Origin of the sequence: Lentzea terrae, from assembly GCF_003265345.1 — a bacterium.
GTDB classification, from domain to species: Bacteria; Actinomycetota; Actinomycetes; order Mycobacteriales; family Pseudonocardiaceae; genus Lentzea; species Lentzea terrae.
Map to the genome: position 1 here is coordinate 476,513 of NZ_QFWW01000020.1, position 24,643 is coordinate 501,155.

Consider the following 24,643-nt stretch of genomic DNA (forward strand, 5'->3'; position numbering starts at 1 on the left):
TAACTCCGAGTTGACGAAGCAGCTCGCAACGAGCTTGCCGCACCTTCATCAGCTGGAGTGATCATGAAGATCGCGATGGTGTCCGCACACCCGAGCCTCCTGGACGAAGCACGGGGTCCGCACATCGCCGGCCTCTCGTCCGCCTTGAGCCGACATGGCCACGACGTGACGGTGTACACCCGCAGGGACGACCCGGACGTGCCCAGCCGGGTGCGCACGGATCGCGGCTACGAGGTCGTGCACGTCCCCGCCGGGCCGGCGACGCCGCTCGCGGACCCGTTGTCCCACACCGGCGCCTTCATCTCGTTCCTGCTGCAGGAGTGGGCCGCGTCGCCGCCGGACGTGGTGCACGGGCACGGGTGGATGTCCGGCATGGTCAGCGTCCTCGGTGGGCGGCGGGTTCGCGTTCCGGTGGTGCAGACGTTCCACTCGCTGGCGGCGGTCGGGCAACGTCGTCGGGGCAGTGACGCCGGACGGGACGAGCGCGGCCGGATCGAGGTGCTCGTCGGGAAAGAGGCCGCGCACATCGCGGCGGCCAGCTCCGCCGAGATGGCCGAGCTGATCAGGGCAGGAGTCGACCGGGCGAAGATCTCCGTCGTGTCCAGCGGCGTGGACATCGACCGGTTCACCCCCGAAGGTGCCGCGGCAGGACGCGGCCGGCTGTACCGCGTGGTCACCACGGCGTCGCTGCTGCCGCATCGGGACATCAAGGCCTTCATCACGGCGTTCTCCGGTCTCGACGATGCCGAGCTGGTGATCGCTGGACGACTGGCCGATCATCCGGCGCAGCTGCGGGAACACGCCGAGCGCCTCGGTGTCGGAGACAGGGTCGTGTTCGTCGGCGCGGTGGCGCACTCGGCGATGCCCGCGCTGTTGCGATCGGCCGACGCCGTCGTCTGCGCACCGTCGCACGAGCCCTCCGGTGCGGTCGCACTCGAGGCGATGGCGTGCGGTGCTCCGATCGTCGCCACTGCGGTCGGTGCGCTGGCCGATGTCGTCGTGAACGGTGTGACAGGTCTGCTGGTGCCGCCGGGAGAACCGGAAAGCCTGTCTCGGGCGTTGCGCTCGCTCCTGCTGGACGACACGCTGCGCAGCCAGCTCGCGGTGGCGGGCCGGGACCGCGTCACCGCGCGGTACTCCTGGAGCCGCGTGGCCGAAGACGTTCTGCGCGCCTACACGCGGGCCGGTGCGCAAAAGCCGCCAACGACGAAGGGTCCCTTCATCCACCACAGGTCGACGAAGGGACCCTTCATGCACAACGTCAGTTCTTCAGAGGGGTGACGCTGCCCAGGGTGGGCACGACCTTGGCCATGGTGCCGTCGGCGTTGAAGCGCAGGCGGTCGATGGTCACCTCCCGGTGCGTGCCGTCACCGCCGGGGACCCGGAACCGGTGGTAGGCGATGTACCAGTCGTCGGTTCCGGGCACCTGGACGATGCTGTGGTGCCCGGTGCCGAGGATGCCGAGCGACGGGTCCTTCTCCAGCACGACACCGCGGTTCACCAGGCCGTCGGCCATGGGTCCGGTCACCGTGGCGTAGCCGACGCGGTAGTTCTCGCTGCCGGTGTCGTCGATCGACCAGGTGAGGTGGTACGCACCGGCGCGCTTGGTCAGGAACAGCCCCTCGCGGAAGCCGTCCAGACCGGTGATGTGCTTGATCTTCGTGGCGTCGAACGACGTCATGTCCGCGTTCAACGGCACCACGTAGGCGTTCCCGTTGCCCCAGTACAGGTAGCTCCGGCCGTCGTCGTCGGTGAAGACGGCCGGGTCGATGGCCTGACCGCCGTTGGGGTTCGTCGCGATCAGGGGTTTGCCGAGCACGTCGGTGAACGGGCCGGTGGGCGAGTCCGCGACCGCCACACCGATCTTGGCGTCGGCGCAGAAGTAGAAGTAGTACTTGCCGTTCTTCTCCGCGATGGCCGGCGCCCAGGCCCGGCTGTCCGCCCACGACACCCCCGGCCCGAGGTCCAGGATCTTCTCGTGCTTCGTCCAGTTCACGAGGTCCTTGCTCGACCACGCGTCGAACGACGTGCTCGACCAGCCGGGAAAGCCGTCGGTCGTGGCGTAGATGTAGTAGGTGTCGCCGAACCGGACGATGTTCGGATCCGCGTTGAGGCCGGGAAGTACCGGGCTGTTCATGACCTCCGCACGCACGGTCCAGGTGCGCTTGCTCCGGTCGGCTCCGGTGACGGTGTAGGTCACCGGTTTGCGGAAGTCCTGTTTGGACCCGTTGCGCGGCGACACCTTCGCTCCGTCCGCGACCACGAGCCGGGGCGCGAGGCGGCGCAGGTCCGTGCCGGGCTTGACGGGCAGGACGATGGTTCCCGCCTGGCTGTCGACGATCGCCGGAACCTTGAGCGCGTCGAGCTCCACCGATGCGACGGCCGTCTCGTTGCCCGGCAACGCCAGCACTTCCGACGTGGTCAGGCCGCGGTTCCACACGGTGAAGCCGCGCATCTTGCCGTTGAAGAACTTGTCCGCAGCGTAGGCGGAGCGGCCGATGTAGTTCGACGTCGTGATGCCGCCGCCCAGGTCGCCCGGCTTCGTCGTCACGTTGTCCGCACGGGCCACCTCGACCCCGTTGTCGTACAGCCGCGCCTTCCCGCCGGCCAGCGTGTACGTCAGCGTGTGCCAGGTGCCGCGGGCGAGGTTGCGCCCGCTGTTGACGTTCTGCTCGGTCGACCAGTTGCCGGCCGCGATGGCAGCCCGGTAGCTGTCCCCGCTGGCGAACAGATAGCCGTCACCGGCGTTGTTCGTGCTGTTGCCGAGGTTGAACAGGAAGTACGGCGTCTGCTGGCCGGGATCGACCCACACCCGTGCCGACACGGTGATCGCGTCGAGCCCCGTCATGAGGTTGTTCGGCAGGTGCACGTAGCCATCGGTGCCGCCGAAGGCGAGGCCGTCCGACGAGCGGGTGACACCACCGTGGAGCACGGCGTCGCGGCCGTTTCCGGAGCGGTCCGCGACCGTCGTGCCCGAGCCCGCGGTGAGGTCGTAGTCGGCGATGACGCCCTTCTTGTTGGCAGTTGCCGGTGACGGGCCCTGACGCAACCGGTCGAGCTCGGCCTTCGTGACCGGGAGAACCGTGCCGTGGCGCGGGCGGGCCGGCAGCTGGTAGTCCGCCGGGATCTGCCAGTTCGGGTTTTCCAGGGAGTCGGTGACGAACGGGATGTAGCCGCGCCGCGGGGTCTCGTCCATGAAGGCGTAGAACTTCTTGCCGTCGTTGGACTTGAACACGGTCGGGCCCTCGACCCAGTCGGTGCCGAGACCGGTGCGGATGCAGTCGTCGACCAGCTCCCAGTTGCGCGGCTTGGTCGAAGGCAGGTCCACGGCACGCAGATCCTTCGAGCGCTCGAGCACGATGTCGCGGGTGCACGAACCGATGACCTTCTCGTCGGTGGTGAGGCGGTAGTAGTAGTCGCCGTCCTTGATGACCGTCGAGTCGATGACGCCCTGGCCGGGGTCGTTCCACACCTTCGGTTCCGAGAACGTCCGGAAGTCGCGGGTGGTCGAGTACATCATTCGCGGGTAAGTCGGCCCGGTGTGGTCGGGGTCGTCGGCCGCGTACGGACTTGTGGCCCAGTAGACGACGTAGGCGCCGATGGCGGGGTCGTAGGTCGCTTCGGGCGCCCACGTCATGCCGGCGGTGTCGGGCGAGACCCGGACGTGCCGCTGGGCCGACCAGTTGACGAGGTCCGTGGACTCCCAGATCTCCAGGTACTTGCTGCCCTGCCGCTGGGCCGCGCCCCAGCCACGGCCGTCGTTGATCTGCAGGTCGGTCGCGATGAGGTAGAACTTGTCACCCTCCGGGCTGCGGATGATGAACGGGTCGCGCACGCCGGTCTCACCGTACTGCGACTTCAGGACGGGCCGCCCGCCGTTGAGCTCGTCCCAGTGCAGCGGGTCGTTGCCACGGCTGACCGCGAAGTGCACCTGTTCGGTGTCCTGTGTGGCCTCGCCGGTGAAGTACGCGAACATGTAGCCCTCGCGCGCTTCCGGTTTCGGCAGCGGCAGCACGGTGAGGATGAAGTTGCGGACCTCGCTGACCTTCCCCTTGGTCGCGCGGACGCTCAGATGTGCCTTGCGCGGCTTGGCACCGTGCGGCGGCCGGGTCACCACACCGGACGCGGAGACGACGCTCTTGTCGTCGCTGCGCCAGGTGAACGTGACGTCGCGGGCCCCCTTCGCCGGCAGCGTGATGTTGCCGCGCACCGCGTTCTGGTCCCAGATCACGATGTCCCGCAGCGCGTCCCGGACCTTCTGCCGATCGGTGATGTCCTTGAGCACCGTGATTGTGAACGTGCGCGTGGCGGTGAAGCCGGCGTACGAGACGGTCGCCGTCAGCGTCGCGGTCGCGTTGGCCGCGCCCGGCGCCGGCCGCGTGACCACACCGGTCGCCGACACCACGGCCGGGTTGCTGGACGACCAGGTGATCGTCGAGCCGCCCGCCGCCTTGGCCGGCAGCACGAGGTTCTCCGTCACGGCGGACGTGTCACCGAGGTCGAGTGCTGCGGCATCGGCCGCGGCCCGGCCGGCCGCCGTGCGCTCCCCGAGCAGGCGGGCCTCCGCCGCGCTCACGGCGCGGTCGTAGATGCGGAAGTCGCGCACCTGCCCCTTGAGGTACCTGTCCGCGGTGTACACCGAGCGGCCCAGGTAGTTGGCCGTGGTGGTGCCGCCGCCGATCGACCCCGGGGTGATCGTCACGTCGGTCTTGCGGCCCACCTCGATGCCGTCCTCGTACAGCACGGCGACACCGCCGCTGAGCGCGTATGTGAGCGTGCGCCAACTCCCCCGCGCGAGGTTGCGCCCTGCGGAAACCGTCTGCTCCGTCGACCAGTTGCCGCTCGCGATCGACGTGCGGTACCCGTCGCCGGTGGTGAACAGGTAGCCGTTGCCGGCACCGTTCAGCGTGTTTCCGAGGCCCCAGACGAAATAGGGCGTGCCCTGGTCCGCGGCGACGTTCACCTGCACGGACACCGTGACGTCCGTGAGCCCGCGCAGCACGTTGTCGGGCAAGCGGACGTGCCCGTTCGAGCCGCCGAGGCTCAGCGCATCGCCCTGCCACGCGGCATCACCGCTGAGCGTTCCGTTCCGGCCGTTGCCGGAGGTGTCGATCGCCGTCGTGCCGGAGCTCTGGGCGAGGTCGTAACGAACGACCAGTCCCTGGTCGAGCGTCGATGCCGCAACGGCGGCCGGTGGGAAACTCGCTGTCGATGCCACCAGAGCCAGGACACCGAGACCCGCCGTCAACTTCCGACGCCAGGTCAACGAACGAATCGAACGCATTCCAGCCCTCCGCGAGGCCAACTGAAGTGAGCGCTAACAGGACGTGCGCAAAGGCGAGTGTCGGACGCCAGCTCAAGGCATTGAGCAGCCATGATCGCGAAATCAGCTGATCTCGCCACGACCTGGCCGCACCAGAACCGGCCCACAGATGTTAGCGCTAACATTCACCTTCGAGAGATGGCCGGACACAGTGTCTCCTTCGCGTCATTGCGTTACCAGGCAGATGCCTGGACACCGTCCGGACCCGTTTCGCGGTGAGCACGCCGCTCGCGTCGGGCCGTGGAAATCGCTCCAGATGATGACCTCACTTCGAGGCCGCAGTCAAGACGTTGCCGGGCAACCGGCGGACGACCGCTCCACACCAGCACACCTGGCGGCGTCCAAACAGGACAGTCCCGGTTCGCCTGATCAGCCGACGGCAGCAGGCGCTGTGCCAGTGGGGTGGCAGACCGATCCGTCGGTGGTGAAACCGAAACGGACAGCTCAGCGTCGGTCGCGGACACGAGTACGCACAAGTACGCATGGAGGCGAGCACCCCGCGGTTGGTGGCATGGAGGCCCAACCCAACCAACGGGAGATCTGAAGTGGTCGCAACGAAGAAGATCGCCGCGGTGGCCGGACTCGCCGCAGCGGCCGTGCTGGGCCTCGCGAACACCGCGTCGGCGGCACCGGCGCAGTACACCGAGACCAGCCTCAACCTCAACAGCAGCCTCGCCTCGAACCTGTCCGGGCTCGTGGTGGCGGCACCACCCAACGCGGCCGACGGCCTGCAGCGATGGCATGCGACAGAACGCACCATCACGTTGCCGGGCGGGGGAACCGCGTTCGGGTGGCAGCTGAAGAACGTCGCCACCCAGAAGTGCATCTCCGACGCCGGCGCCAACGCGCAGGTCAAGGAGGTCACCTGCGAGACGGCGCCGGGGTCGACCACCAGACAGGTGTGGCAGACCACGGGCCTCAAACACGTCGGCGGCAAGCTCTACTGGTTCTGGGAGAACGCCACGACGCACCGCAAGCTCAAGAACACCGGCGAGGTGACGGACGGGAAGTTCCCCACCTTCAAGGTGATCGCGTCCACGGACACGTTCAACTCCGGTACGGCGCGGGAAGCGCTGCACCTGTGGCACGAGATCCGGGTGGCCTGACGGATGGGCGCGGGCTCGTCCCGCGCCCATCCCAGGAACGGGTGCTCGATGATGCGTTGACATCGCCGTGGCGACCACGAACACTTGGCGCGCCCAAAATGTGATCGTTAACATCCTGGAGTCGAACTCGTGCGCGCACGGCGTGATGGTTGCTCGGTTGCGGTGACCGCGATCCTGCTCGCGGTCCTCGGCTCGCCGGCCGCGGTCGCACAACCCGGTGGCAGGGACGTCACCGCCGACATCCAGGCGAATCGGAACGTCACCCTGAACGGCGACGCTGTCGTGCGGCTCACCGGCGGCGTCACCACCTACACGGGCGTGATCACCGGTGAGGGAGTCTTCACCGTCGGCGGAACAGGCACCTTGGTGCTGGTGAAGAACAGCGACTTCGCCCTGCCGGCCAACCGCCGCCGGCAGAAGGTCGTCACCGTGGGCGGCAACCATCCGGTGACGACGATCCAGAACCCCGACCCGCCCGCCGTGATCGTGCAACGCGGCGCGACGCTGCAGTACGGCAGCGGCTCGGGCGGCGACGGCTTCATCGGGCACGTCACGCAGGCGCCCGAGGTGTCGCTGAACACGCTCAACCACCAGGTCGACGGCACCCTGGACCTGGCTCTGCACCGGCGGGTGAACCTGGGCGTCATCAGCGGGTCCGGCCTCGTCAAGCAACGGAGGGGCACCTGGCCCGGCATCGATCTGCCGGGCACGCACCCGTTCGCGGGCACGCTTTACGTCGGCACCGGTGCGGACTATGGCAGCCTGCACTACCTCACCGCCATGCCGAAGGTGCGCAAGGTGGTGAACCAGGGCTCGTTCATCCACAACGCCCCCGACGCCGAAGTGGTCACCAACGCCGCCGACATCTACTCGCAGTTCTACGGAAACGACATCAACTTCCACACCTGGGGCTCCGGCGTGGTGCGGATGTCGGGCGTGTACAGCTGGTCGGACAACGGATCCGACACCGATCCCGCGCTCAGCAACCCGTCCAGGAACTTCGCCACCGTGCCGCACCGCGACAACAAGCGCGGCATCAACATCGAGGGCGCCACGGTGACCTGGGGCGACGGCACGCACAACCGGTTCTTCCTGCCAGGCAACGAAAACACCGTGTACATCAACATGCACGCGGAACGCAACGGCACTCGCAGCGTGCTGAAGTTCGACTACAACGGTCCGGTCACCCTGGACGCGCCCATCTCCGGCGGCAAGTTCCACGACACGATGGCGGACGTCGGCCGCGGCGACGTCGTCATCGCGCCGACTCGCGGCAACGCGGTCACCTTCACCGCGCCGCAGAACTACGACGGCAACACGACGATCGGTGCCGGTGCGTCGCTGCGCCTGGGTGACGGAAGCCCGCAGGGTGACAGTGCGCTGCTGCGGACCGGCAAGATCGTCGACGACGGCGAGCTGATCGTGCAGAACGCCACCAGGGGCGTCGAACTCTCCAGGATCAGCGGCAGCGGTTCGGTGACCCAGGCCGGCCCGGCCACCACCACCCTGACCGGCGACCTCACCTACACGGGCAGGACCACGGTGAAAGCGGGCACGCTCGCGGTCACCGGGGGTGCCCTCGCCGCGAGCAACGCGGTCGACCTGCCCGCCGCGGGCACGAGGCTGGACCTCACCAGGGCCGGTGACCAGACGGTGAACAACCTCTCCGGCGCCGAAGGCAGCACGGTGGCAGGGGGCGGCACGCTGACCGTCCACGCCACGAACGCGACGACGTTCGGTGGCGCTCTGACCGCCACCGGAGGAATCACCAAGACCGGCGCCGAAACGCTCACCCTGACCGGCGCGCACGCCACCCCGGACAGCCCGTGGACGGTCGGGGAGGGAACCCTGGCACTGGGCGGGTCCGTGCAGGCGCGGAGTCTCACCGTGCAGCCTGCCGCCACCCTGCGCGCCACCGGCACGGTCGAGGGCCCGGTGGACAACGCCGGCACCGTCGACGCCTCCGGCCTGACCGTACGTGGCGACTACACCCAGCGTCCCGGCGCACGTCTGACCGGGACCCGGATGAGCGTGAGCGGCGCGGTGACGCTCGCCGGCACGTTCGCACCGGACCCGGCACACGGCCCCGGCGTGATCATCGACAACCTGGGAACCGCCCAGGTGAGCGGTACTTTCGACGGCCTTCCGGAGGGTGCCTCACTCGGCGCCCTGCGGCTCACGTACCGCGGCGGCGACGGCAACGACGTCGCCCTCACGAGCGACCCGACCAGCCCGGACGCCACGACGCAGCAGGCCGCGTCCGGGTCGAGTCTCAAGCTGTTGTGGTGGCTCTTGGCGGCCGGCGCGCTCGTGCTCGTGGTCGCACTTGTGCTGCTGCTGCGCAGGCGGTCACGGAACCAGTGAGTCCCCAGCCGTTCACCGAAGAAGCTGAACCAGCTTCTTCGGTGCGAACTTGCGATAGCTCTCGGTCAGCAGCTCTTTCACCTCAGCCCAGTCGGCATCGGGCTCGACCGTCATCGCGACCAGGTCGTGGCCCCACGGCCCGCGGCAGAACGGTGCACCGCCGGCGACCAAGGCCTCGAACTCCTCCGGCTGAGCGCGAAAGGTCATGACCACCGTGTCCTGGTCCGGACGTGTGTACACGTGCACGAAGGTGCGACCACGAACGCGCCATCGAGTTCCCACCCAAGCGGGTTCCTCGTAGCTTTCCGGCAACGTGGCACAAATTCCGCGAAGCGCTTCAAGCACCCACGGCGGCACGTCGGCGCGATCGGTCATGCCCCCACTCCCCTATTCGACCGAGCACTGCACCCCGTTGAGCGCGAACGACTTCGGCGCCGAGTGGGGGCCGCGCGAGTTGCCGTTGTACCCGACCTCGACCGAGGCGCCGGGTGCGATCTGCGGATTGTAGTCGGCGTTCACGGCGTTGACGGTCGCACCGGACTGCCGCGCCGACGCGTTCCACATCTCGCGAACGGTCTCACCGCCCGAGAAAGTCCAGCGCAACGTCCAGCCGGCGGTCGACTCGGTACCGGTGTTGCGCACGGTCGCATAAGCCTGGAACCCGCCCTGCCACTGCCCGGTGATCCGGTACGAGACGGCGCACGACCGCGCCGGTGCGGGCGGAGTGGTCGTCGGCGCAGGAGGAGCTGGAGGTGCGGGCGGGGGCGGCGGAGGTGTTGTCGGAGATCCGGGAGCGGGCTTCGACGTCGGGGAACCGTCGCACGGCGGACCCCACAGACCGCGCTTGGCCGCAGCCGCCTCGTTCTGGGCGTTGATCAGCGGTCCGCCGTCGACGCCTTCCGGTCGCAGTGCGCCCTGCAGCACGGCCAGCACGGCGTAGTCGGTGCCGTCTTCCAGAACCAGGTGGACTTCGCCGGGCGTGAGACCGGTGAAGCGGACGGACCGGGCCAGCAACGTTGTTCTCGCGAACGTCAGAGCGCCTGCGGCCCAGCACTCGGCGGGCGGCGCCAGCTGGGCGACGCGGACTCGGGAGCCGTCGGCGAGTTCGACCGTGCGGGCGTCGATCACATCGCGCACGACCGTGAGGACGTCCTGCGGTGGCACCACCTCGTTGATGAGCGAAGGTGGTTTCAAGGGTGTTCGAGTGGACGGTGGCGGCGCGGCTGGATCAGCCGAGCAGGCTCCGGTGAACAGAACCAACATCACCAGCAAGTACTTGCGCGCCACCGTCTCGCTCCCGACTACCTGACCGAAGAAGCTGTCCATCGCTGGTTCGCACCGGAAGTCGCGTGGTACAAACCGATTCTGGCTCCGTCCTCACGCGACTCGCCCACCACGTCGAGCAGTGCTCCGGTGGCCGCGTTGACGAACGTCCAGTTGTCGTCGCCGGTGGAGGACAACACCCACCTGGCAGCCGGACTGTCGGTGGAGATCAGCGTCGCGTTACCGTCCACGGCGGCGATTCGCTGGCCCGTGGCGGAGTTCACCACCGAGAACTGGACATCGTTGCCGTAACCGCCCGTGCGCCGCTCCAGTCGCCACACCTGGTCCTTCGCGGCGGCGTCGGCCGTGCGCTGGACCAGCGTGGTGCCGGACGGTGCGAGGTTCTTGCCGCTCTGCGCGCCGGTCAGCCGGACGTTGCCGCCCAGCGCCGCAGACCGGTCGAGCCCGCTGACACCGGAGACGTCGAACGTGACCACCGACTTGGCCGGCACGGTCAGCGTCGCCTTCTTGTCCTTCACCTTCACCGCGGCGCCCTTGACCAGCGCGCCGAACATGTCCGTCACGATCGGGCGCACCGAGGCGTTGGGACGCACCGAGCTGAACGCCGAGACGTCCAGCGTCACGGCCTGCGGCTGCTCGGACTGGTTCAGGTGCACCACCGTCTTCAGCTCGGTGTTGCGCACCGCGGCGAGGTCGGACTTCGTGTTGACCTTGACCATGCGGTCGCCCGGCTTGACGTAGTGGGTGAAGTTCCGCAGCGTGTGGAACTTCGTGTTGACGCGCGCGGGGCAGGTCGCGAGCGTGTCCTGCGCGCCGCAGTTGAACGGGATCTGAATTACGCCCCAGTTCATGCCGTTCGGCGTCTCGCCGCCGGGCTTCATGTTGTCGTAGTCCTCGATCGCCTGCCACAGCAGCCAGGCGCGCGGCTCGAGCTCGCGCACGTCGTCGATGACGCGGGCGGCGATGCCCAGGCCGGAGTCCATGGCGGTGAAGTTCTGCGAGTTGCCCCACGAGCCGTCGACTTCGCTCATCCACAACGGCTTGTCCGCCGCCTTGGCGATGTCACGGGCGGACGTGCGGCGATCTTGACCGTAGGTGTGCACGTTCAACTGACCGACCTGGTTGCGCACCGAGGCCGGGTAGCCGGCCCAGTCGTCGGCGAAGATGCCGGGGTTGGTCTCGTCCGGTGCGGACACGACGGCCTTGAGCCGCTTGGCGCGCAACGCGTCCGCGACGGCAGGCACGACCTTCGCCTGCAGCGCCGGGCTCATGTGCGCGCCCTCCTGACGGCCACCGGTGGGGTTGCCGTCCGGGCCGAGCGTGGTCTTCCAGTACGGCGTGTTCGGCTCGTTGAACGGGTCGAGCGTCTGGAACTTGATGCCGTGCGCACGTTCCAGCTCCGCGGTCGCCTGCGTCAGGTACGCGGCGAAGTCCTTGACCCGGTCCTCGCGCAGCTGGTCCGCGTTCGCGTCGAAACCGCCCGACACGTAGCCGCTGACGGTCTGGAACCACGGCGGCGAGTTGCTGAACGCCTCCCACTTGGTGACCTGCGACTTGATCCGGTCGACCCACCAGCGCTGGTTCGGGTCCGCCGAGGCGTCGAAGAACCGAGGATCGTTCGGCTTCCACCAGTCGGTGTCCGTCCGCTTCGTCCCGGAAGGCGCTTTCCACCAGCCGGGCACGGCAGCTCCCGCGCGCAGGTACGACGGCACGTCAGGAGCGTTGCCGCCGCCGATGTTGTAGCGGGCGATGTTGAGGTTCAGTCCGTCCTCACCGAACAGCAGCTCCGCGAGCTGGTTGCGGATCTCGTCCGGGTAGCCGCCCGTGGCGTGCGCGAACCACACCAGGCTCGTGCCCCAGCCCTGGAACGGCTCTTGCTGGTAGGTCGGATCCGGCCGCACGGTCACCGACTCCACGGCGGCAACGGCAGGCACGCCGCTGGCGACCACTGTGGACAGTGTGAGCGCCGTGGCGGCGAGAAAGGCAGGGATTCTGGTCATCGGTTCTCCGTTGAACGGGCGATGTTCGCGCTAACATCTACCGAGGACCACCTGATGCGTCAAGGTCCTGCCGAGCGGTGGCGCGTCCGCTCGGCAGGCCCTCGTTGGAACGCTCACCCCGAGGAGAGGTGGGCCCTGTGGCGCTCAACCCCGAGGAGGGTTACTTGAGCGAGCAGGTAGCGAAACGTTCCAAGCCTTCCGGCTTCGCGGCAACGCGGCCGATCGCGGTCTCGATCCGGTTCAGCGTCGCGATCCGCTTGTCCTCCAACGGCCCGAGGATCGCGTTCTGCACGAAGTTCGGGCCACCCTGACCGGCCGAGGTGCGCAGCCGCTCGTTGGCCTCCGCCTGTTGCTGGCCGAGGAGCTGCAGGTTGCGGTCCACTTCGGCCTTGGCCTGGGCGGGCACGTTCTGCACCACCGGCACCGGGCACTCGATCGTCTTCCCCGACGCCGACGCGTTGCCGTTCCCGTTCGCGTTCCCGTTCCCGTTCGCGTTGCCGTTCCCGTTCGCGTTGCCGTTCCCGTTCGCGTTGCCGTTCGCGTTGCCGTTCCCGTTCGCGTTGCCGTTGGCCGGCGCCGGGGCCGGGGCGACAGCGGGTGCCTGGCCGAGTCCGCAGGTCGCGAATCGCTCCAGGCCTTCCGGCTTCGCGGCCGCACGGCCGATCGCGGTCTCGATCCGGTTCAGCGCGGCGACCCGCTTGTCTTTCAGGGGCCCGAGAATTGCGTTCTGCACGAAGTTCGGCCCGCCTTGACCCGCGGACGTGCGCAACCGGTTGTTCGCCTCGGCGATCTGCTTGTCCAGATTGGCGAGTTCACGTGTGACCTCTGCCTGCGCCTGAGCGGGAACAGCCACGCCGATGACGGGCTGCGGGCACGCGATGGACTGACCAGCGGCGTTGTCCCCGCCAGCGGCGAACGCGGCGATCGCGGTCCCGGTGGTCAGCGTCGCAGCAACGGCGACTCCGGCAATGAGCACCCGCTTGCGTCGCTCTGGTTTTGCATGTGCTCTCGACATGTTCGAACCCTCACGAATCAGTGGACGATATCTGCCGGCACAGCGGGATACGGACCGGGACAGTCAATGGTTCAACTACTTGTGAGCGTTCACAGCAAATGCCATGCTGACTGTCTCGTACCGCAGACCGCACCTGCGCAGAATTCGGGGATCCGCCATGCCACTGGGGCACAGAGTCGTGCACGACGAACTACGCCTGAGAGTCCAGGGGGTCAACCTCAAGATCGCCGCGGTCCACCGCGGCGGAATCGGCGAGCCGATCGTGTTCCTGCACGGCTTCGGCACGAGCAAGGAGGACTACACCGACATCACGCAGCGGCACGACTTCGCCGACCGCGGGTTCCTCGCCTACGACGCGCCCGGTTGCGGTGCCACGGAATGCGCGGATCTCGGGGCGATCGACGTGCCGTTCCTGGTGGACACGGCCCGCGCGGTGCTCGACCGGTCGGGCATCGGCCGCTACCACCTCGTCGGACACTCGCTCGGCGGCCTCACGGCACTGCTGCTCGCCCATCGCGAGCCGGGCCGCGTGCTGAGCTTCGTCAACATCAAGGGCACGCTGGCGCCGGAGGACTGCGCGCCGACCAGGCAGGTGTTGTCGCACCAGGACTCGGGCGACCTCTTCCAGCGGTTCGTGGAGGGCCTCCGCCACGCGCAGGGCTACTCGAGCGGCCTGTACGTGGCGAACCTCCCCCACAAGGTCCGCCGCGGCGCCGTGCACAGCATCTTCCGGTCGGTGGTCGAGCTCGCCGACCACGGCGAGCTGCTGAACAAGTTCCTCGCGCTCCCGTTCCCGAAGATGTACCTCTACGGCGAGGACTGCGCGTCACTGTCCTATCTGCCGCTGCTGGACTCGAACGGGGTGGAGCTCGCCGAGATCCCGCACAGCGGGCACCTCCCGATGTACTCCAACCCCGTCGCGACCTGGAAGCGGATCGCCGCCTTCTACAGCGGCGACGTCAGTCAGCGCATCCCCGCCGCCAGGCGGTGGTAGGCCGAGTTCCAGCGCAGCCGGTCACCGAACTGGTCGGGGGTGGTGCCTGAGTCGATCAACACCAGCTCGGTGGCCGCCATGGTCGCGAAGTCCCGCAACGTCTCCGGCCCGACGGCCTGCGTCAGCACGGTGTGGTGCGGACCACCCGCGGTGAGCCAGCACTCCGCGGACGTCGAGAGCGACGGCGCCGGCCGCCACACCGCCCGCGCGACGGGCAGGTTCGGCAGCGGCTCGTCCGGGGCGACGACCTCGATCTCGTTGGCCACCAAGCGGAAGCGCTCACCGAGGTCGGCGAGACCGATCACCACGGCAGGGCCGGTCGCCGCGTCGAACACCAGGCGCACCGGGTCCTCCCGGTCGCCGATGCCGAGCGGGTGGATCTCGCAGGACGGCACCTCCTGCGCGATCGTCGGGCACACCTCCAGCATGTGCGCGCCCAGCACCTTCGGCTCACCCGGTCCGAAGTGGTAGGTGTAGTCCTCCATGAACGACGTGCCGCGGCCGGTTCCGGTGCCCATCGCCTTCACCGCGGCGAGCAGCGCCGAGGTCTTCCAGTCGCCCTCACCGCCGAAGCCGTAGCCGTCGGCCATCAGCCGCTGCACCGCGAGGCCCGGCAGCTGCTTCAAGCCGCCGAGGTCCTGGAAGTTCGTGGTGAACGCGCCGAACCCGCCCTCGTCCAAAAAGGACCGCAGGCCGATCTCGATGCGGGCGCCGTACCGGAGCGACTCGTGCCGCTCTCCACCGCGCGCCAGCTCGGGAGCGAGCCGGTACGCCTCGGCGTAGTCGGCCACCAGCAGGTCGATGTCGGCGTCGGACACCGCGTCCACCACGTCGACGAGGTCGTTGACGCCGTAGGTGTTCACCGAGACGCCGAACCGCAGCTCCGCCTCGACCTTGTCGCCCTCGGTCACCGCGACGTCGCGCATGTTGTCGCCGAACCGCGCCAGCCGCAACGAGCGCAGGTGCGCGAAGCCGGCCGCGGCACGGGCCCAGCCGTCGATCCGCTCGGCCAGCACCGGGTCGCTCGCGTGACCGGCCACGGTCTTGCGCGCCACGCCGATCCGCGTCTGGATGTAGGCGAACTCGCGGTCACCGTGCGCGGCCTGGTTCAGGTTCATGAAGTCCATGTCGATCGTGGACCACGGCAGCGCCTCGTTGAGCTGCGTGTGCAGGTGCAGCAACGGCTTGCGCAGCAGATCGAGGCCGGTGATCCACATCTTCGCCGGCGAGAACGTGTGCATCCACGCGATCACACCGACGCACAGCGGGTCGTTGTTCGCCTCCTGCATGATCGCGCGGATCGCGGCCGCGTCGGTGAGCACCGGCTTCCACACGATCTCGGTGCTGATCTTGCCGGAGTCGGCGAGCATCCGCTGGATCTGCTGGGACTGCCCCGCCACCTGGTCGAGCGTCTCCTGGCCGTACAGGTGCTGGCTGCCGGTGAGGAACCAGACCTGCGGCTTGCCCGCGAACGACATGTGCTCTCCTCGTGGGCTCACTGCCCGTAGACGTTCTGGTAGCGCTCGTAAAGCCGGTCGACGTCCTGCTGGTCGATGGCGGAGGCCTTGCCCAGCTGGAGTGCGAAGTGGACGGTCCGCGCCACGTCCTCCAGCATCACGGCGGACTTCACCGCGGCGCGTGCGGTGGGCCCGACCGTGAACGGGCCGTGGTTGCGCATCAGCACGGCGCTGGACCTGCTGGTGCTCAAGGTTTCCACGATGCCGCGGCCGATCGAGTCGTCGCCGATCAACGCGAACGGCCCGACCGGGATCTCCCCGCCGAACTCGTCCGCGATCATCGTCAGCACGCACGGGATCGGCTCACCGCGCGCGGCCCACGCGGTGGCGTAAGGGGAATGCGTGTGCACGACACCGTTCACCTCGGGCATGTGCCGGTACACGTAGGCGTGCGCCGCGGTGTCCGACGACGGGGCGAACTCGCCTTCCACGAGGTTGCCGTGCAGGTCGGTCACGACCATCGCCTCGGGTCCGAGATCGTCGTAGGACACCCCGGACGGCTTGATCACCATCAGCTCGTGGCCGGGCACCCGCGCGGACACGTTGCCCGCCGTCCAGATCACCAGCTCGTACTTGGTCAGCTCGCGGTGCAGGTCGGCGACCGTGCGGCGCAGCTCTGCCGTGGCGGACATCAGATCTTCCTCTCCAGTGCCTCACGGCGGTACTTGCGCAACCGGCGCATGACATCGTTGCCACCCCTGCCGAAGTGGTCGTGCAGCTCGAGGTATTCGAGAAACAACTTCTCGTAGGCTGCGACGTTCTCCGGGTTCGGCGTGTAGACGTGGCGCTGCACCGATCCCATGGCCTGCGCGGCCTCGCGGATGTCGGCGAACGCACCCGCCGCGACCGCCGCGTGCATGGCGCTGCCGAGCGCCGGTCCCTGCGCGGAGCCGATGATCGACAACGGCAGGTCGGTGACGTCGGAGTAGATCTGCATCAGCATGGAGTTCTTGATCAGGCCGCCCGCGACCACCAGCTCGGTCACCGGCACGCCGGCGTCGGTGAACGTGTCGACGATGACCCGCGTGCCGTACGCCGTGGCCTCCAGCAGCGCGCGGTAGACGTCCTCCGCCTTGGTGGCGAGGGTCTGCCCGAGGACCACCCCGGACAGTTCGTGGTCGACCAGCACGGACCTGTTGCCGCTGTGCCAGTCCAGCGCGATCAGCCCGTGCTCGCCGGGCAGCTGGTCCGCCGACAGCTCGGACAGCAGCTCGTGCACGGAGATCCCGCGCTCCTGCGCCTGCTCGTGGTAGGCGGGCGGCACCTGGTTCTTCACGAACCACGCGAAGATGTCGCCGACACCGCTCTGCCCGGCCTCGTAACCCCAGAGGCCCGGCACGATCCCGCCGTCCACCACGCCGCACATGCCGGGCACCTCGCGCAGCACGTCACCGCTCATCACGTGGCACGTCGAGGTGCCCATGATCGCGACCATCTGGCCGGGCTCCACAGCCTGCGCGGCGGGTGCGGTGACGTGGGCGTCGACGTTGCCGACCGAGACCGCGATCCCCTGCGGCAGCCCGGTCCACTCGGCTGCCTGCGCAGTCAGGGAGCCCGCGCGGTCGCCCAGCGCCGACAACGGGTGGTCGAGCTTGTCCTTGACGAACGTCGCGAACTCCGGGTTGAGCGCGGCGAGGAACTCCTCGCTCGGATATCCGCCGTCCTGGTGGATGCCCTTGTAGCCGGCGGTGCAGGCGTTGCGGGTGTACTCACCGGTGAGCTGCCAGACGATCCAGTCCGCGGCCTCGACCCAGTGGGTCATCGCCGCGTAGACCTCGGGCGCCTCTTCCAGGACCTGCAGCCCCTTGGCGAACTCCCACTCCGAGGAGATGAGCCCGCCGTAGCGCGGCAGCCACGGCTCCTTGCGGTCGCGGGCCAGCTCGTTGATGCGGTCGGCCTGCGGCTGGGCGGCGTGGTGGCGCCACAGCTTGATGTAGGCGTGCGGGTTGTCCGCGAACTCCGGCAGCTCGCACAACGGCGTTCCGTCGGCCGTCACCGGCACCATCGTGCAGGCGGTGAAGTCGGTACCGACGCCGATGACCAGCTCGGGCGCGACTCCGGCGTTCTCGACGGCCTGCGGGACGGCGGTCCGCAGAACGTCGACGTAGTCGGAAGGCACCTGCAGCGCCCACTCCGGCGGCAGAGCCTGGCCCGTCGCCGGCAGAACGCGGTCCACCACGGCGTGGCGGTAATCGTGCACCGCGGTGCCGAGCTCGGCGCCGTCGCGGACGCGGACGACTACCGCGCGACCGGACAACGTGCCGAAGTCGACTCCCACCACACAGGCATCGGGATGGATCGTCTTGTCAGTCACGAGCTGAGTGTTATCGCTAACATTCCGTCCGTCAAGATGTCGGCGGAACGTCATGAAACCCTTGATAGAACCGGTATGAGCAAAAGAGTGAGCGCACGACAAACAGCCCGCGCCGAGGTCGACGCGGGCTGCAGGTCACGGGCCAGGCCCGCGGCGCGCTCGCGGGCAGGTGGGTGGTGGTCGTGAGTGGGTGCGGTCGCCACCCGCGGCGCAGCCGAAGGCCGTCGCGACCGCACCCACTCACGACCGCCGCACTCACCACCCCAGCGCTCAGGACGCGGTGCCCCACCCACGAACACCGCCACCAGACCCCAGCACTCACGACCGCCGCACCCACCACCAGCACTCAAGCCGCCGGCACCAAACCGGCGCGTCAGGCCGGCGGTGCCACGCTCTCGCGCTGCACCAGCACCGGCGCGATCGTCCGCCGGGGCCGAATCGACTCGCCCTCGCTGACCTGCTCGAGCAGCAGGCCGAGGGTCTCCCGCGCCACCGCCGCGAAGTCGGGCCGCACGGTGGTGAGCGGCGGGATGAAGTACGCCGCCTCCGGCACGTCGTCGAACCCGACGACGCTGACGTCGTGCGGCACCCGGCGACCGCGCTCGTGCATGGCGCGCAGCACGCCGAGCGCGAGGTGGTCGTTGGACGCGAACACGGCGGTGACCTCGGGCATCCTGGCCAGCATCTGCCCTGCCTTGTACCCGGCCGCGGCACTCCAATCAGCCGCCACCACCGGCGGCACCTCCGCGTGGTAGGTCTCCAGCGCCTGCCGCCAGCCGGCCACGCGACCGGCCGCGTCGAACCAGTCGGGGGGGCCGGAGACGTGCCACACCGTCGCGTGCCCTGCCTGCAGGAGATGGGCGGTGGCCTCGAAGGCACCGGCTCCCTGGTCCACCGTGACCAGCGGAGTGGGTCGCTCCGGGTCGCCGTCCACAGTGACCAGCGGCAGGTCGGCCGGCACGTCGGCGAGCGCGTCGGCCGCCGACGAGTTCGGTGCGATGACCACGATCCCGGCCACCCGCTGGTCGCGGTGCCGTTCGACAGCGGCCGCTATCGAATCGCGGTCGAGGACCTTCACCCTGCCGACGCTGACCGCGAACCCGGCCTCCCCCGCCGCCTCCTCGAAGGCGGACAGCAGCGAGGCCGGGCCGTACAAAGTGGAGTTCTGCGCCACCACACCGATCAGCTGAGTTTTGCCGGTGACCAACGCACGAGCCGCCCGGTTGGGCCGGTAGCCCAGCTCCTTGATGGCGGCCCGCACGCGCAGTCGGGTCTGCTCGCGGACGTTCGGGTGGTCGTTGAGCACGCGCGACACCGTCTGGTGAGACACCCCGGCAAGGCGCGCCACGTCGGTCATCGCGGGATCACGCGTGATCTTCTGGTCCACGAACGGTCTCCGATCCTTGGTCTAGACCGATGATGTTAGCGATAACACCCGTCAGTCTCGCTTCACCACACCCATTGTGACCGCTATTCGAGCCGGAACGTCGCACGTCGGCGCGCGTCGCGGTCATTTCCGGGCCGGCCGGCCACCAGTCTGCCCCGGTCCTGGATGAGATAAGAATCTGCTCCAACATTCAACGAAATCGCCTTCTTGTCGGCGAGCCCAGGCAGCCGGTTGAAACTCGCCGCCCGGCCGTACGCGTCCGAGTCCTCGAACGGGTCGATGCGCACTACGTCGCCGTCGACCCGCACGTACCGGTCGGGGAAGTTCACCGACTGCAGAGCGACCGTGCCGGAGCCGAGAAATCCCGGCACGAACCGGAACTGCGAGTCGGCCAGGTCGCGCACGTTGCCGTCGACCCGCAGCCGGTACTCGTAGTGCCGCAGGTACAACCCGTCCAGCGTGGCCAGCCGCGAGATGGGGCCGCCACGGCCGACCGGGACACCGAACGACGGCGTGCCGTCGTCGTTCCAGTGCAACCGCTGCACGCGGGTGTGCCGGTTCGGGTCGAACAGCGGATCACCGTTGATGTCGCGGTAGTCGCGGGCGTGGTAGACCAGCACGTCCATGTCGCCGACCGTGGTGAACGAGTTGTGCCCCGGCCCGTACTGCGACGTCGGCACGTGCGTCGCGAAGATCGGCTGCGGCGACTTGGTCCACGACCTGGCGTCGAGCAGGTTCGCGTTCTCGTCCGCGGTCAGCAGACCCATGCAGTAGCGGGCGTCGGTGGCGCTGGCGGAGAACGTGACGAACACCCGGCCGTTGCGGATCAGCACCGCCGGGCCCTCGTTCACCCGGAAACCCTGCACCTCCCACGACAGCGTCGGCGTCGCGATGCGGACCGGCGTGGTCTTCAACGCGAGCGGCGAGGCCATCTCGGCGATGTAGAGGTTCGTGCCGGAGCCGACCGCCGGATCGTTCTGCGCCCACATGAAGTAGCGCTTCCCGCGGTGCGCGAACGTCGTCGAGTCGAGGGTGAACGTGTCCAGGTGCGTGATCATCTGACCGCGCAGCACCCAGCCGTCCTGACGCGGATCGGCGTTCGCGGACTCCAGCACGTAGGTGCGGATGCGGAACGGCTCGTCCTTGTCCCCTGCGGCGAAGTAGATGTACCACTTGCCGTCGATGCGGTGCAGTTCCGGCGCCCAGATGTAGCCGCCCATCTTGCCCGACGCGGGCCGGCGCCAGATCGTCCGTTCCCGCGCGGACGTCAGACCGTCCAATGTGGACGCGCCGCGGACCACGATCCGGTCGTACTCCGGCACGGATCCGGTCAGGTAGTACATGCCGTCGGTCGGCGGGGTGATGAACGGGTCGGCGCGCTGCTCGACCAGCGGGTTGCGGGTGGGCAGCTCGGCCGCCGGTTCCGGCGCGGCCACGACAGGTGCCGAGCCCGCGAGGGACAACGCGCTGGTGGCGGCGAGCACACCACCCGTGCCCAGCAGCAGGGATCTGCGGTCGATCACTTGCGGCTCCTGTCCTTGACGCGGAACACCGTGATGGAGTTCGGCGGGAACGTGTGCGTGAACGAGCTGCGCACGCTCACCTGGGTCGTGCGCGGCTTGATCGGCTGGGCGAACTCGGTGTTCACGTCGTCCGGCCTGCCCTGCAGAACGGTCACCCGCGCGGTCGACGCCACCGGCATCCCGAGGTCGATGCGAGTGCGGGCCGCGTTGTCCTGGGCGTTGACGACCTTGACGATCAGCTCACCGGTCGCGAGGTCGCGGGTCACGACCTGGCGGAACGGTTCCGCGAGCTTGTCGTCGGTGAACTCGCCCCACTTCTGACCGTCGAGGAACAGCGCGACGTGCCGTCCGCGCACCTCGACGCGCACGTCGTAGGTGCGGCCGGTCTCGATGCTGGTGTTGTTGCTCATCAGCGTGCTCTTGCCACCGCCGACGGCCTTCTCCACGGCCGACTGGGTGTTGTTCCAGCCGCCGAGGTTCCACCAGTAGTAGTTGCCGGTGTCCTGCACGCCGAACGCGACGAGGAAGCCCTCGCGCCCGGACTGCTTGGTGGCCTTGAGGTTCAGCGTGTAGTCGCGCCAGTTCCGGTCGCCGGCGGTCACGAGGGTGTTCTCGGCGGCGGCGTCGGACTGGACATAGGCACCGTTCACAACGTTCCAGGCGCCCTTGCCGGTCTTCGTCCACTGCGCGTCGGTACCGGAGAAGTCGTCGCTGAAGAGCTGCTGGCCGGCCGCGCTGGTAACGCGCACATCGTCGTAGGAAGCCGCGGTCGCCCACGTCGACAGACCGATCGCGCCCGTGATCGGGGCCTGGGTGGACGGCGTGGCCGACGCGGTGCTCGGCACGACCTCGTCGCCGACGTTGTTCATGAACAGCTTCTGCGTCTCGTAGCTCGCCGAACCCCACGACGCGTGGTTGTTGAACCAGATCATGTCCGGCCGCCACTGCACGTAGTCCTCATTGGACAGCAGCGGCGCGTAGGAGGCGAGCTTCACGACGTCGGCGTTGCGCTCGAGGCCGGTCATGAACGCGGCTTCGGTCAGCGCGTTGAAGTACTTGTTGTCCTGGGAGGCGTACTCGCCGAGGAACACCTTGGGACCATTGCGGTCGTAGGAGTCGTAGCGGTTGTTGTTCTCCAGGAACCAGCTCGGGCTGTTGTAGTAGTGCTCGTCGACCATCTGCACGCCGGCCTGCTTGTTGAGCTGCCACAGCCGGTCGAACGTGCCGCCGGTGTCGTCCGGGCCGGAGTTGCTGACGACCGTGATGTCCGGGTACTTGGCGTTGATGGCCTTGCGGAACTCGGTGAAGCGGGCGAAGAACTCGTCCGGCAGGTTCTCCTCGTTGCCCACCGCGAGGTGCGTGAGCTTGAACGACTTGGGGTGCCCCATCTCGGCGCGCTTGCGGCCCCACGTCGAGTCGGCGGGCCCGTTGGCGAACTCGATCAGGTCGAGCGTGTCCTGGATGTGCCGCTGCAGCAACGCGGGGTCGTTCGTGGCGCGGTTCTGGCCGCAACCGGTGACCAGGGCGGGCACGACGGGCAGCGGCATGGCGCCGACGTCCTCGGAGAACTGGAAGTACTCGTAGTAGCCGAGGCCGTAGGACTGGTTGTAGCCCCAGAAGTTCCAGTTCGTGGCGCGCTGCTCGACCGGGCCGATGGTGTCCTTCCACTGGTACGAACGGCGGCGCTCGTAGTCCGGCGCGTCGTAGCCGTAGTGGCTGCCGGTGTTGACCAGGCAGCCGCCGGGGAAGCGGACGAAGCCGGGCTTCAGGGCGGCGATCTTCTCGGCGAGGTCGCGCCGCAGGCCGTGGCCCTTGAAGGTGTCCTGCGGCAGCAGCGAGATCATGTCGAGGCGCAGGGTGCCGGTGCCGCCGCCGGTGACCAGCAGCCGGCCGGTGTTCGTCGACTTCTTCGCGCGGACCGAGCCGGAGTAGCGCGTCCAGCCGTCGCCCTTGACCTGGACCTGCACCGGGTCGCCCAACGGGTGGCCGGCCGGGTCGGTGATGGTGGCGGTCAGCGGTGTCGCGGCCTGGTCGGTGCGGGCCCAGACGGAGAAGTCGTAGCGCTGCCCCTCCTTGATCGCGATTCCGGTGTTGTAGCCCGAGTTGATGACACCCGCGGGCAGGCCGAGCTTGAGGTAACGGCGGTTGCGCTCGTTCATCCGGCCGCTGTCGTCGAACACGTCCACGGTGCCGCTGTGCGGCGCCCACGAGGTCAGGCTCGTGTAGTTCGCGTTGTCGGCCTTGTCGTACTCGAACGAGCGGTTCTGCACGAGCTCGGCGTAGAGGCCGCCGTCAGCGGCCCGGTTGATGTCCTCGAAGAAGACGCCGTACATCGTGTCGTCGATCGATGCGCCCTTCTTCGTGGCGTCGACCTTCAGCGTGTAGTCGGTTTCGGCCGCGGTTCCCGAACCGGGAACGACTGCCAGCAGGGAGGCCGCCAGAGCGGCGGACAGCAGAACGTGCCTGGACGACATGGGGGTTGAGCTCCCGACGTTGGAAGTTCAATGCAAAAGTGAGCGCTAACATACGACCGACACCAGGTCAGGTCAACGCTCACAAGTCGTTATGGTCAAACGCTTGACGAGACGGATGTGAGCGTTCACTCTTGTCCACCTGACAGCCGCGGACATGCGGCCGGGCTCCGCGACACCGTAGTCACCTCGGAGGAATCCCTGTGCTGAAGAAGATCACGACAGCCGCCAGCGTGATCGCGCTTTGCGCGCTGACAGCGTGCGGCTCTGGCTCTGGTGGTGGAACTGACACCGGCTCGTCCGGTGACACCATCACGATGGGCTTCGCCCAGGTGGGCGCCGAGAGTGGCTGGCGCACCGCCAACACCAAGTCGATCCAGGACGAGGCCAAGGCCGCCGGGATCGACCTGAAGTTCTCCGACGCGCAGCAGAAGCAGGAGAACCAGATCAAGGCCATCCGGTCCTACATCCAGCAGAAGGTCAAGGTGATCGCGTTCAGCCCGGTCGTCGAGACCGGCTGGGACACCGTGCTGCTGGAGGCCAAGCGCGCGAACATCCCGGTGATCCTCACCGACCGCGCGATCGACTCCGACGACACGTCGCTCTACAAGACGTTCCTCGGTTCGGACTTCGTCGAGGAAGGCCGCAAGGCCGGCGACTGGATGGTGGCCAACGCCTCCGGCCCCACGAACGTGGTGGAGCTGCAGGGCACGACCGGTGCGGCGCCCGCGATCGACCGCAAGAAGGGCTTCGAGGAGAAGATCGCCGCCAAGCCCGAGATCAAGGTCGTCGCCTCCCAGACCGGTGACTTCACCCGCTCCGGCGGCAAGCAGGTCATGGAGGCGTTCCTCAAGTCCCAGCCGAAGATCGACGTCGTCTACGCGCACAACGACGACATGGGTCTGGGCGCCATCGAGGCGATCAAGGCGGCCGGCAAGGTGCCCGGCAAGGACATCAAGATCATCACCGTCGACGCCGTCAAGGATGGCATGGCGGCGCTGGCCAACGGCGAGATCAACTTCATCGTCGAGTGCAACCCGTTGCTGGGCAAGCAGTTGATGGAGCTGGCGAAGAAGGTCGTCAAGGGCGAGGAGGTGCCGGCCAGGGTCGTGACCGTGGAGGGCACGTTCACCCAGGAGCAGGCCAAGGCCGCTCTGCCCACGCGCCAGTACTGATTCCTGCGACAGGACCTGCGGGGCCCGTCAGCTCGCCCAAGTGGTGGCGGGTCCCGCACCCCAGCAGACTCAGCGAACACAGCAAGCACCTGGCAACGCAGACTCGCGGGACCCGTCACTCTCTCCCACCCGGTGACGGGTCCCGCGCCCCAAGCGACGAAGGCCCGAAC

General features: G+C 68.4%; 16 protein-coding genes. 5 read left to right on the forward strand and 11 right to left on the reverse strand.

The genetic code is table 11. The features are described from left to right. The first annotated feature begins 63 nt into the window (after positions 1–63). On the forward strand, positions 64–1,281 hold the full coding sequence (locus DI276_RS24170) for a glycosyltransferase (RefSeq protein WP_112267687.1): 1,218 nt from the start codon (positions 64–66) through the stop codon (positions 1,279–1,281). Here DI276_RS24170 and DI276_RS24175 read toward each other — a convergent pair. Further along, on the reverse strand, positions 1,262–5,218 hold the full coding sequence (locus tag DI276_RS24175; RefSeq protein ID WP_198680854.1) for a family 43 glycosylhydrolase: 3,957 nt from the start codon (positions 5,216–5,218) through the stop codon (positions 1,262–1,264). The genes DI276_RS24170 and DI276_RS24175 overlap by 20 nt on opposite strands. A 650-nt stretch (positions 5,219–5,868) precedes the next feature. Between DI276_RS24175 and DI276_RS24180 the strand changes: the two genes are divergently transcribed. Together DI276_RS24180 and DI276_RS24185 are read left to right on the forward strand one after the other, a co-directional pair. Then, the gene (locus DI276_RS24180; RefSeq protein WP_112267069.1) at positions 5,869–6,429 is read left to right on the forward strand and encodes a hypothetical protein; all 561 of its coding nucleotides are present in this window, start codon (positions 5,869–5,871) and stop codon (positions 6,427–6,429) included. Positions 6,430–6,591: 162 nt separating this feature from the next. Then, positions 6,592–8,793 carry an autotransporter-associated beta strand repeat-containing protein gene (locus DI276_RS24185; protein ID WP_232836870.1) on the forward strand — a complete coding sequence of 734 codons (2,202 nt, stop codon included), beginning with the start codon at positions 6,592–6,594 and terminating at the stop codon, positions 8,791–8,793. 12 nt (positions 8,794–8,805) lie between these two features. Here DI276_RS24185 and DI276_RS24190 read toward each other — a convergent pair whose 3' ends face one another. From DI276_RS24190 to DI276_RS24205, 4 genes are all read right to left on the reverse strand, one after another. After that, entirely contained in the window at positions 8,806–9,168 is a 363-nt protein-coding gene (locus DI276_RS24190) for an MmcQ/YjbR family DNA-binding protein (RefSeq protein WP_112267071.1), read from the reverse strand. Between the two features lie 12 nt (positions 9,169–9,180). Continuing rightward, positions 9,181–10,080, reverse strand: a complete 900-nt coding sequence (locus tag DI276_RS24195; protein WP_112267073.1) for a cellulose binding domain-containing protein — start codon at positions 10,078–10,080, stop codon at positions 9,181–9,183. Between the two features lie 14 nt (positions 10,081–10,094). Continuing rightward, positions 10,095–12,077, reverse strand: coding sequence for an RICIN domain-containing protein (locus DI276_RS24200; protein ID WP_112267075.1), 1,983 nt, complete (start codon positions 12,075–12,077; stop codon positions 10,095–10,097). A gap of 160 nt (positions 12,078–12,237) precedes the next feature. Next, on the reverse strand, positions 12,238–13,092 hold the full coding sequence (locus DI276_RS24205) for a hypothetical protein (RefSeq protein ID WP_112267077.1): 855 nt from the start codon (positions 13,090–13,092) through the stop codon (positions 12,238–12,240). A 157-nt stretch (positions 13,093–13,249) separates the two neighbouring features. Between DI276_RS24205 and DI276_RS24210 the strand changes: the two genes are divergently transcribed. Continuing rightward, entirely contained in the window at positions 13,250–14,086 is an 837-nt protein-coding gene (locus tag DI276_RS24210; protein WP_112267079.1) for an alpha/beta fold hydrolase, read from the forward strand. Here DI276_RS24210 and araA read toward each other — a convergent pair. The 6 genes from araA to DI276_RS24240 all read right to left on the reverse strand — a co-directional run bounded on the left by araA (position 14,056) and on the right by DI276_RS24240 (position 23,301). After that, positions 14,056–15,564: an L-arabinose isomerase gene (araA, locus tag DI276_RS24215; protein ID WP_112267081.1), complete on the reverse strand. Its 1,509-nt coding sequence runs from the start codon at positions 15,562–15,564 to the stop codon at positions 14,056–14,058. The two genes, DI276_RS24210 and araA, sit on opposite strands and share 31 nt — an antisense overlap. 17 nt (positions 15,565–15,581) lie before the next feature. Next, positions 15,582–16,235, reverse strand: coding sequence for an L-ribulose-5-phosphate 4-epimerase (locus tag DI276_RS24220; RefSeq protein ID WP_112267083.1), 654 nt, complete (start codon positions 16,233–16,235; stop codon positions 15,582–15,584). Then, positions 16,235–17,917 (reverse strand): ribulokinase, encoded by a 1,683-nt coding sequence (araB, locus tag DI276_RS24225; RefSeq protein WP_232836871.1) that lies wholly within the window; start codon positions 17,915–17,917, stop codon positions 16,235–16,237. The genes DI276_RS24220 and araB overlap by 1 nt, the downstream gene beginning before the upstream one ends. Positions 17,918–18,290: 373 nt before the next feature. Then, a complete protein-coding gene (locus DI276_RS24230; protein ID WP_232836872.1) occupies positions 18,291–19,304 on the reverse strand; it encodes a LacI family DNA-binding transcriptional regulator in 1,014 nt (337 codons plus the stop codon). A gap of 83 nt (positions 19,305–19,387) precedes the next feature. Next, positions 19,388–20,827 (reverse strand): family 43 glycosylhydrolase, encoded by a 1,440-nt coding sequence (locus tag DI276_RS24235; protein ID WP_112267087.1) that lies wholly within the window; start codon positions 20,825–20,827, stop codon positions 19,388–19,390. Further along, positions 20,824–23,301, reverse strand: coding sequence for an alpha-L-arabinofuranosidase C-terminal domain-containing protein (locus DI276_RS24240; protein ID WP_112267089.1), 2,478 nt, complete (start codon positions 23,299–23,301; stop codon positions 20,824–20,826). Before DI276_RS24240 ends, DI276_RS24235 begins: the two co-directional genes overlap by 4 nt. 200 nt (positions 23,302–23,501) lie before the next feature. Here DI276_RS24240 and DI276_RS24245 point away from each other — a divergent pair, with 200 nt between their 5' ends. Beyond that, positions 23,502–24,473, forward strand: a complete 972-nt coding sequence (locus DI276_RS24245) for an ABC transporter substrate-binding protein (protein ID WP_112267091.1) — start codon at positions 23,502–23,504, stop codon at positions 24,471–24,473. Positions 24,474–24,643: the final 170 nt, after the last annotated feature.

Excerpts from the sequence above, each read along its gene's own strand:
- DI276_RS24170 (WP_112267687.1), top strand. The coding sequence starts at position 64 with ATGAAGATCGCGATGGTGTCCGCACACCCGAGCCTCCTGGACGAAGCA.
- DI276_RS24190 (WP_112267071.1), bottom strand. The coding sequence starts at position 9,168 with ATGACCGATCGCGCCGACGTGCCGCCGTGGGTGCTTGAAGCGCTTCGC.
- DI276_RS24200 (WP_112267075.1), bottom strand. The coding sequence starts at position 12,077 with ATGACCAGAATCCCTGCCTTTCTCGCCGCCACGGCGCTCACACTGTCC.
- DI276_RS24205 (WP_112267077.1), bottom strand. The coding sequence starts at position 13,092 with ATGTCGAGAGCACATGCAAAACCAGAGCGACGCAAGCGGGTGCTCATT.
- DI276_RS24210 (WP_112267079.1), top strand. The coding sequence starts at position 13,250 with ATGCCACTGGGGCACAGAGTCGTGCACGACGAACTACGCCTGAGAGTC.
- araA (WP_112267081.1), bottom strand. The coding sequence starts at position 15,564 with ATGTCGTTCGCGGGCAAGCCGCAGGTCTGGTTCCTCACCGGCAGCCAG.
- DI276_RS24220 (WP_112267083.1), bottom strand. The coding sequence starts at position 16,235 with ATGTCCGCCACGGCAGAGCTGCGCCGCACGGTCGCCGACCTGCACCGC.
- DI276_RS24240 (WP_112267089.1), bottom strand. The coding sequence starts at position 23,301 with ATGTCGTCCAGGCACGTTCTGCTGTCCGCCGCTCTGGCGGCCTCCCTG.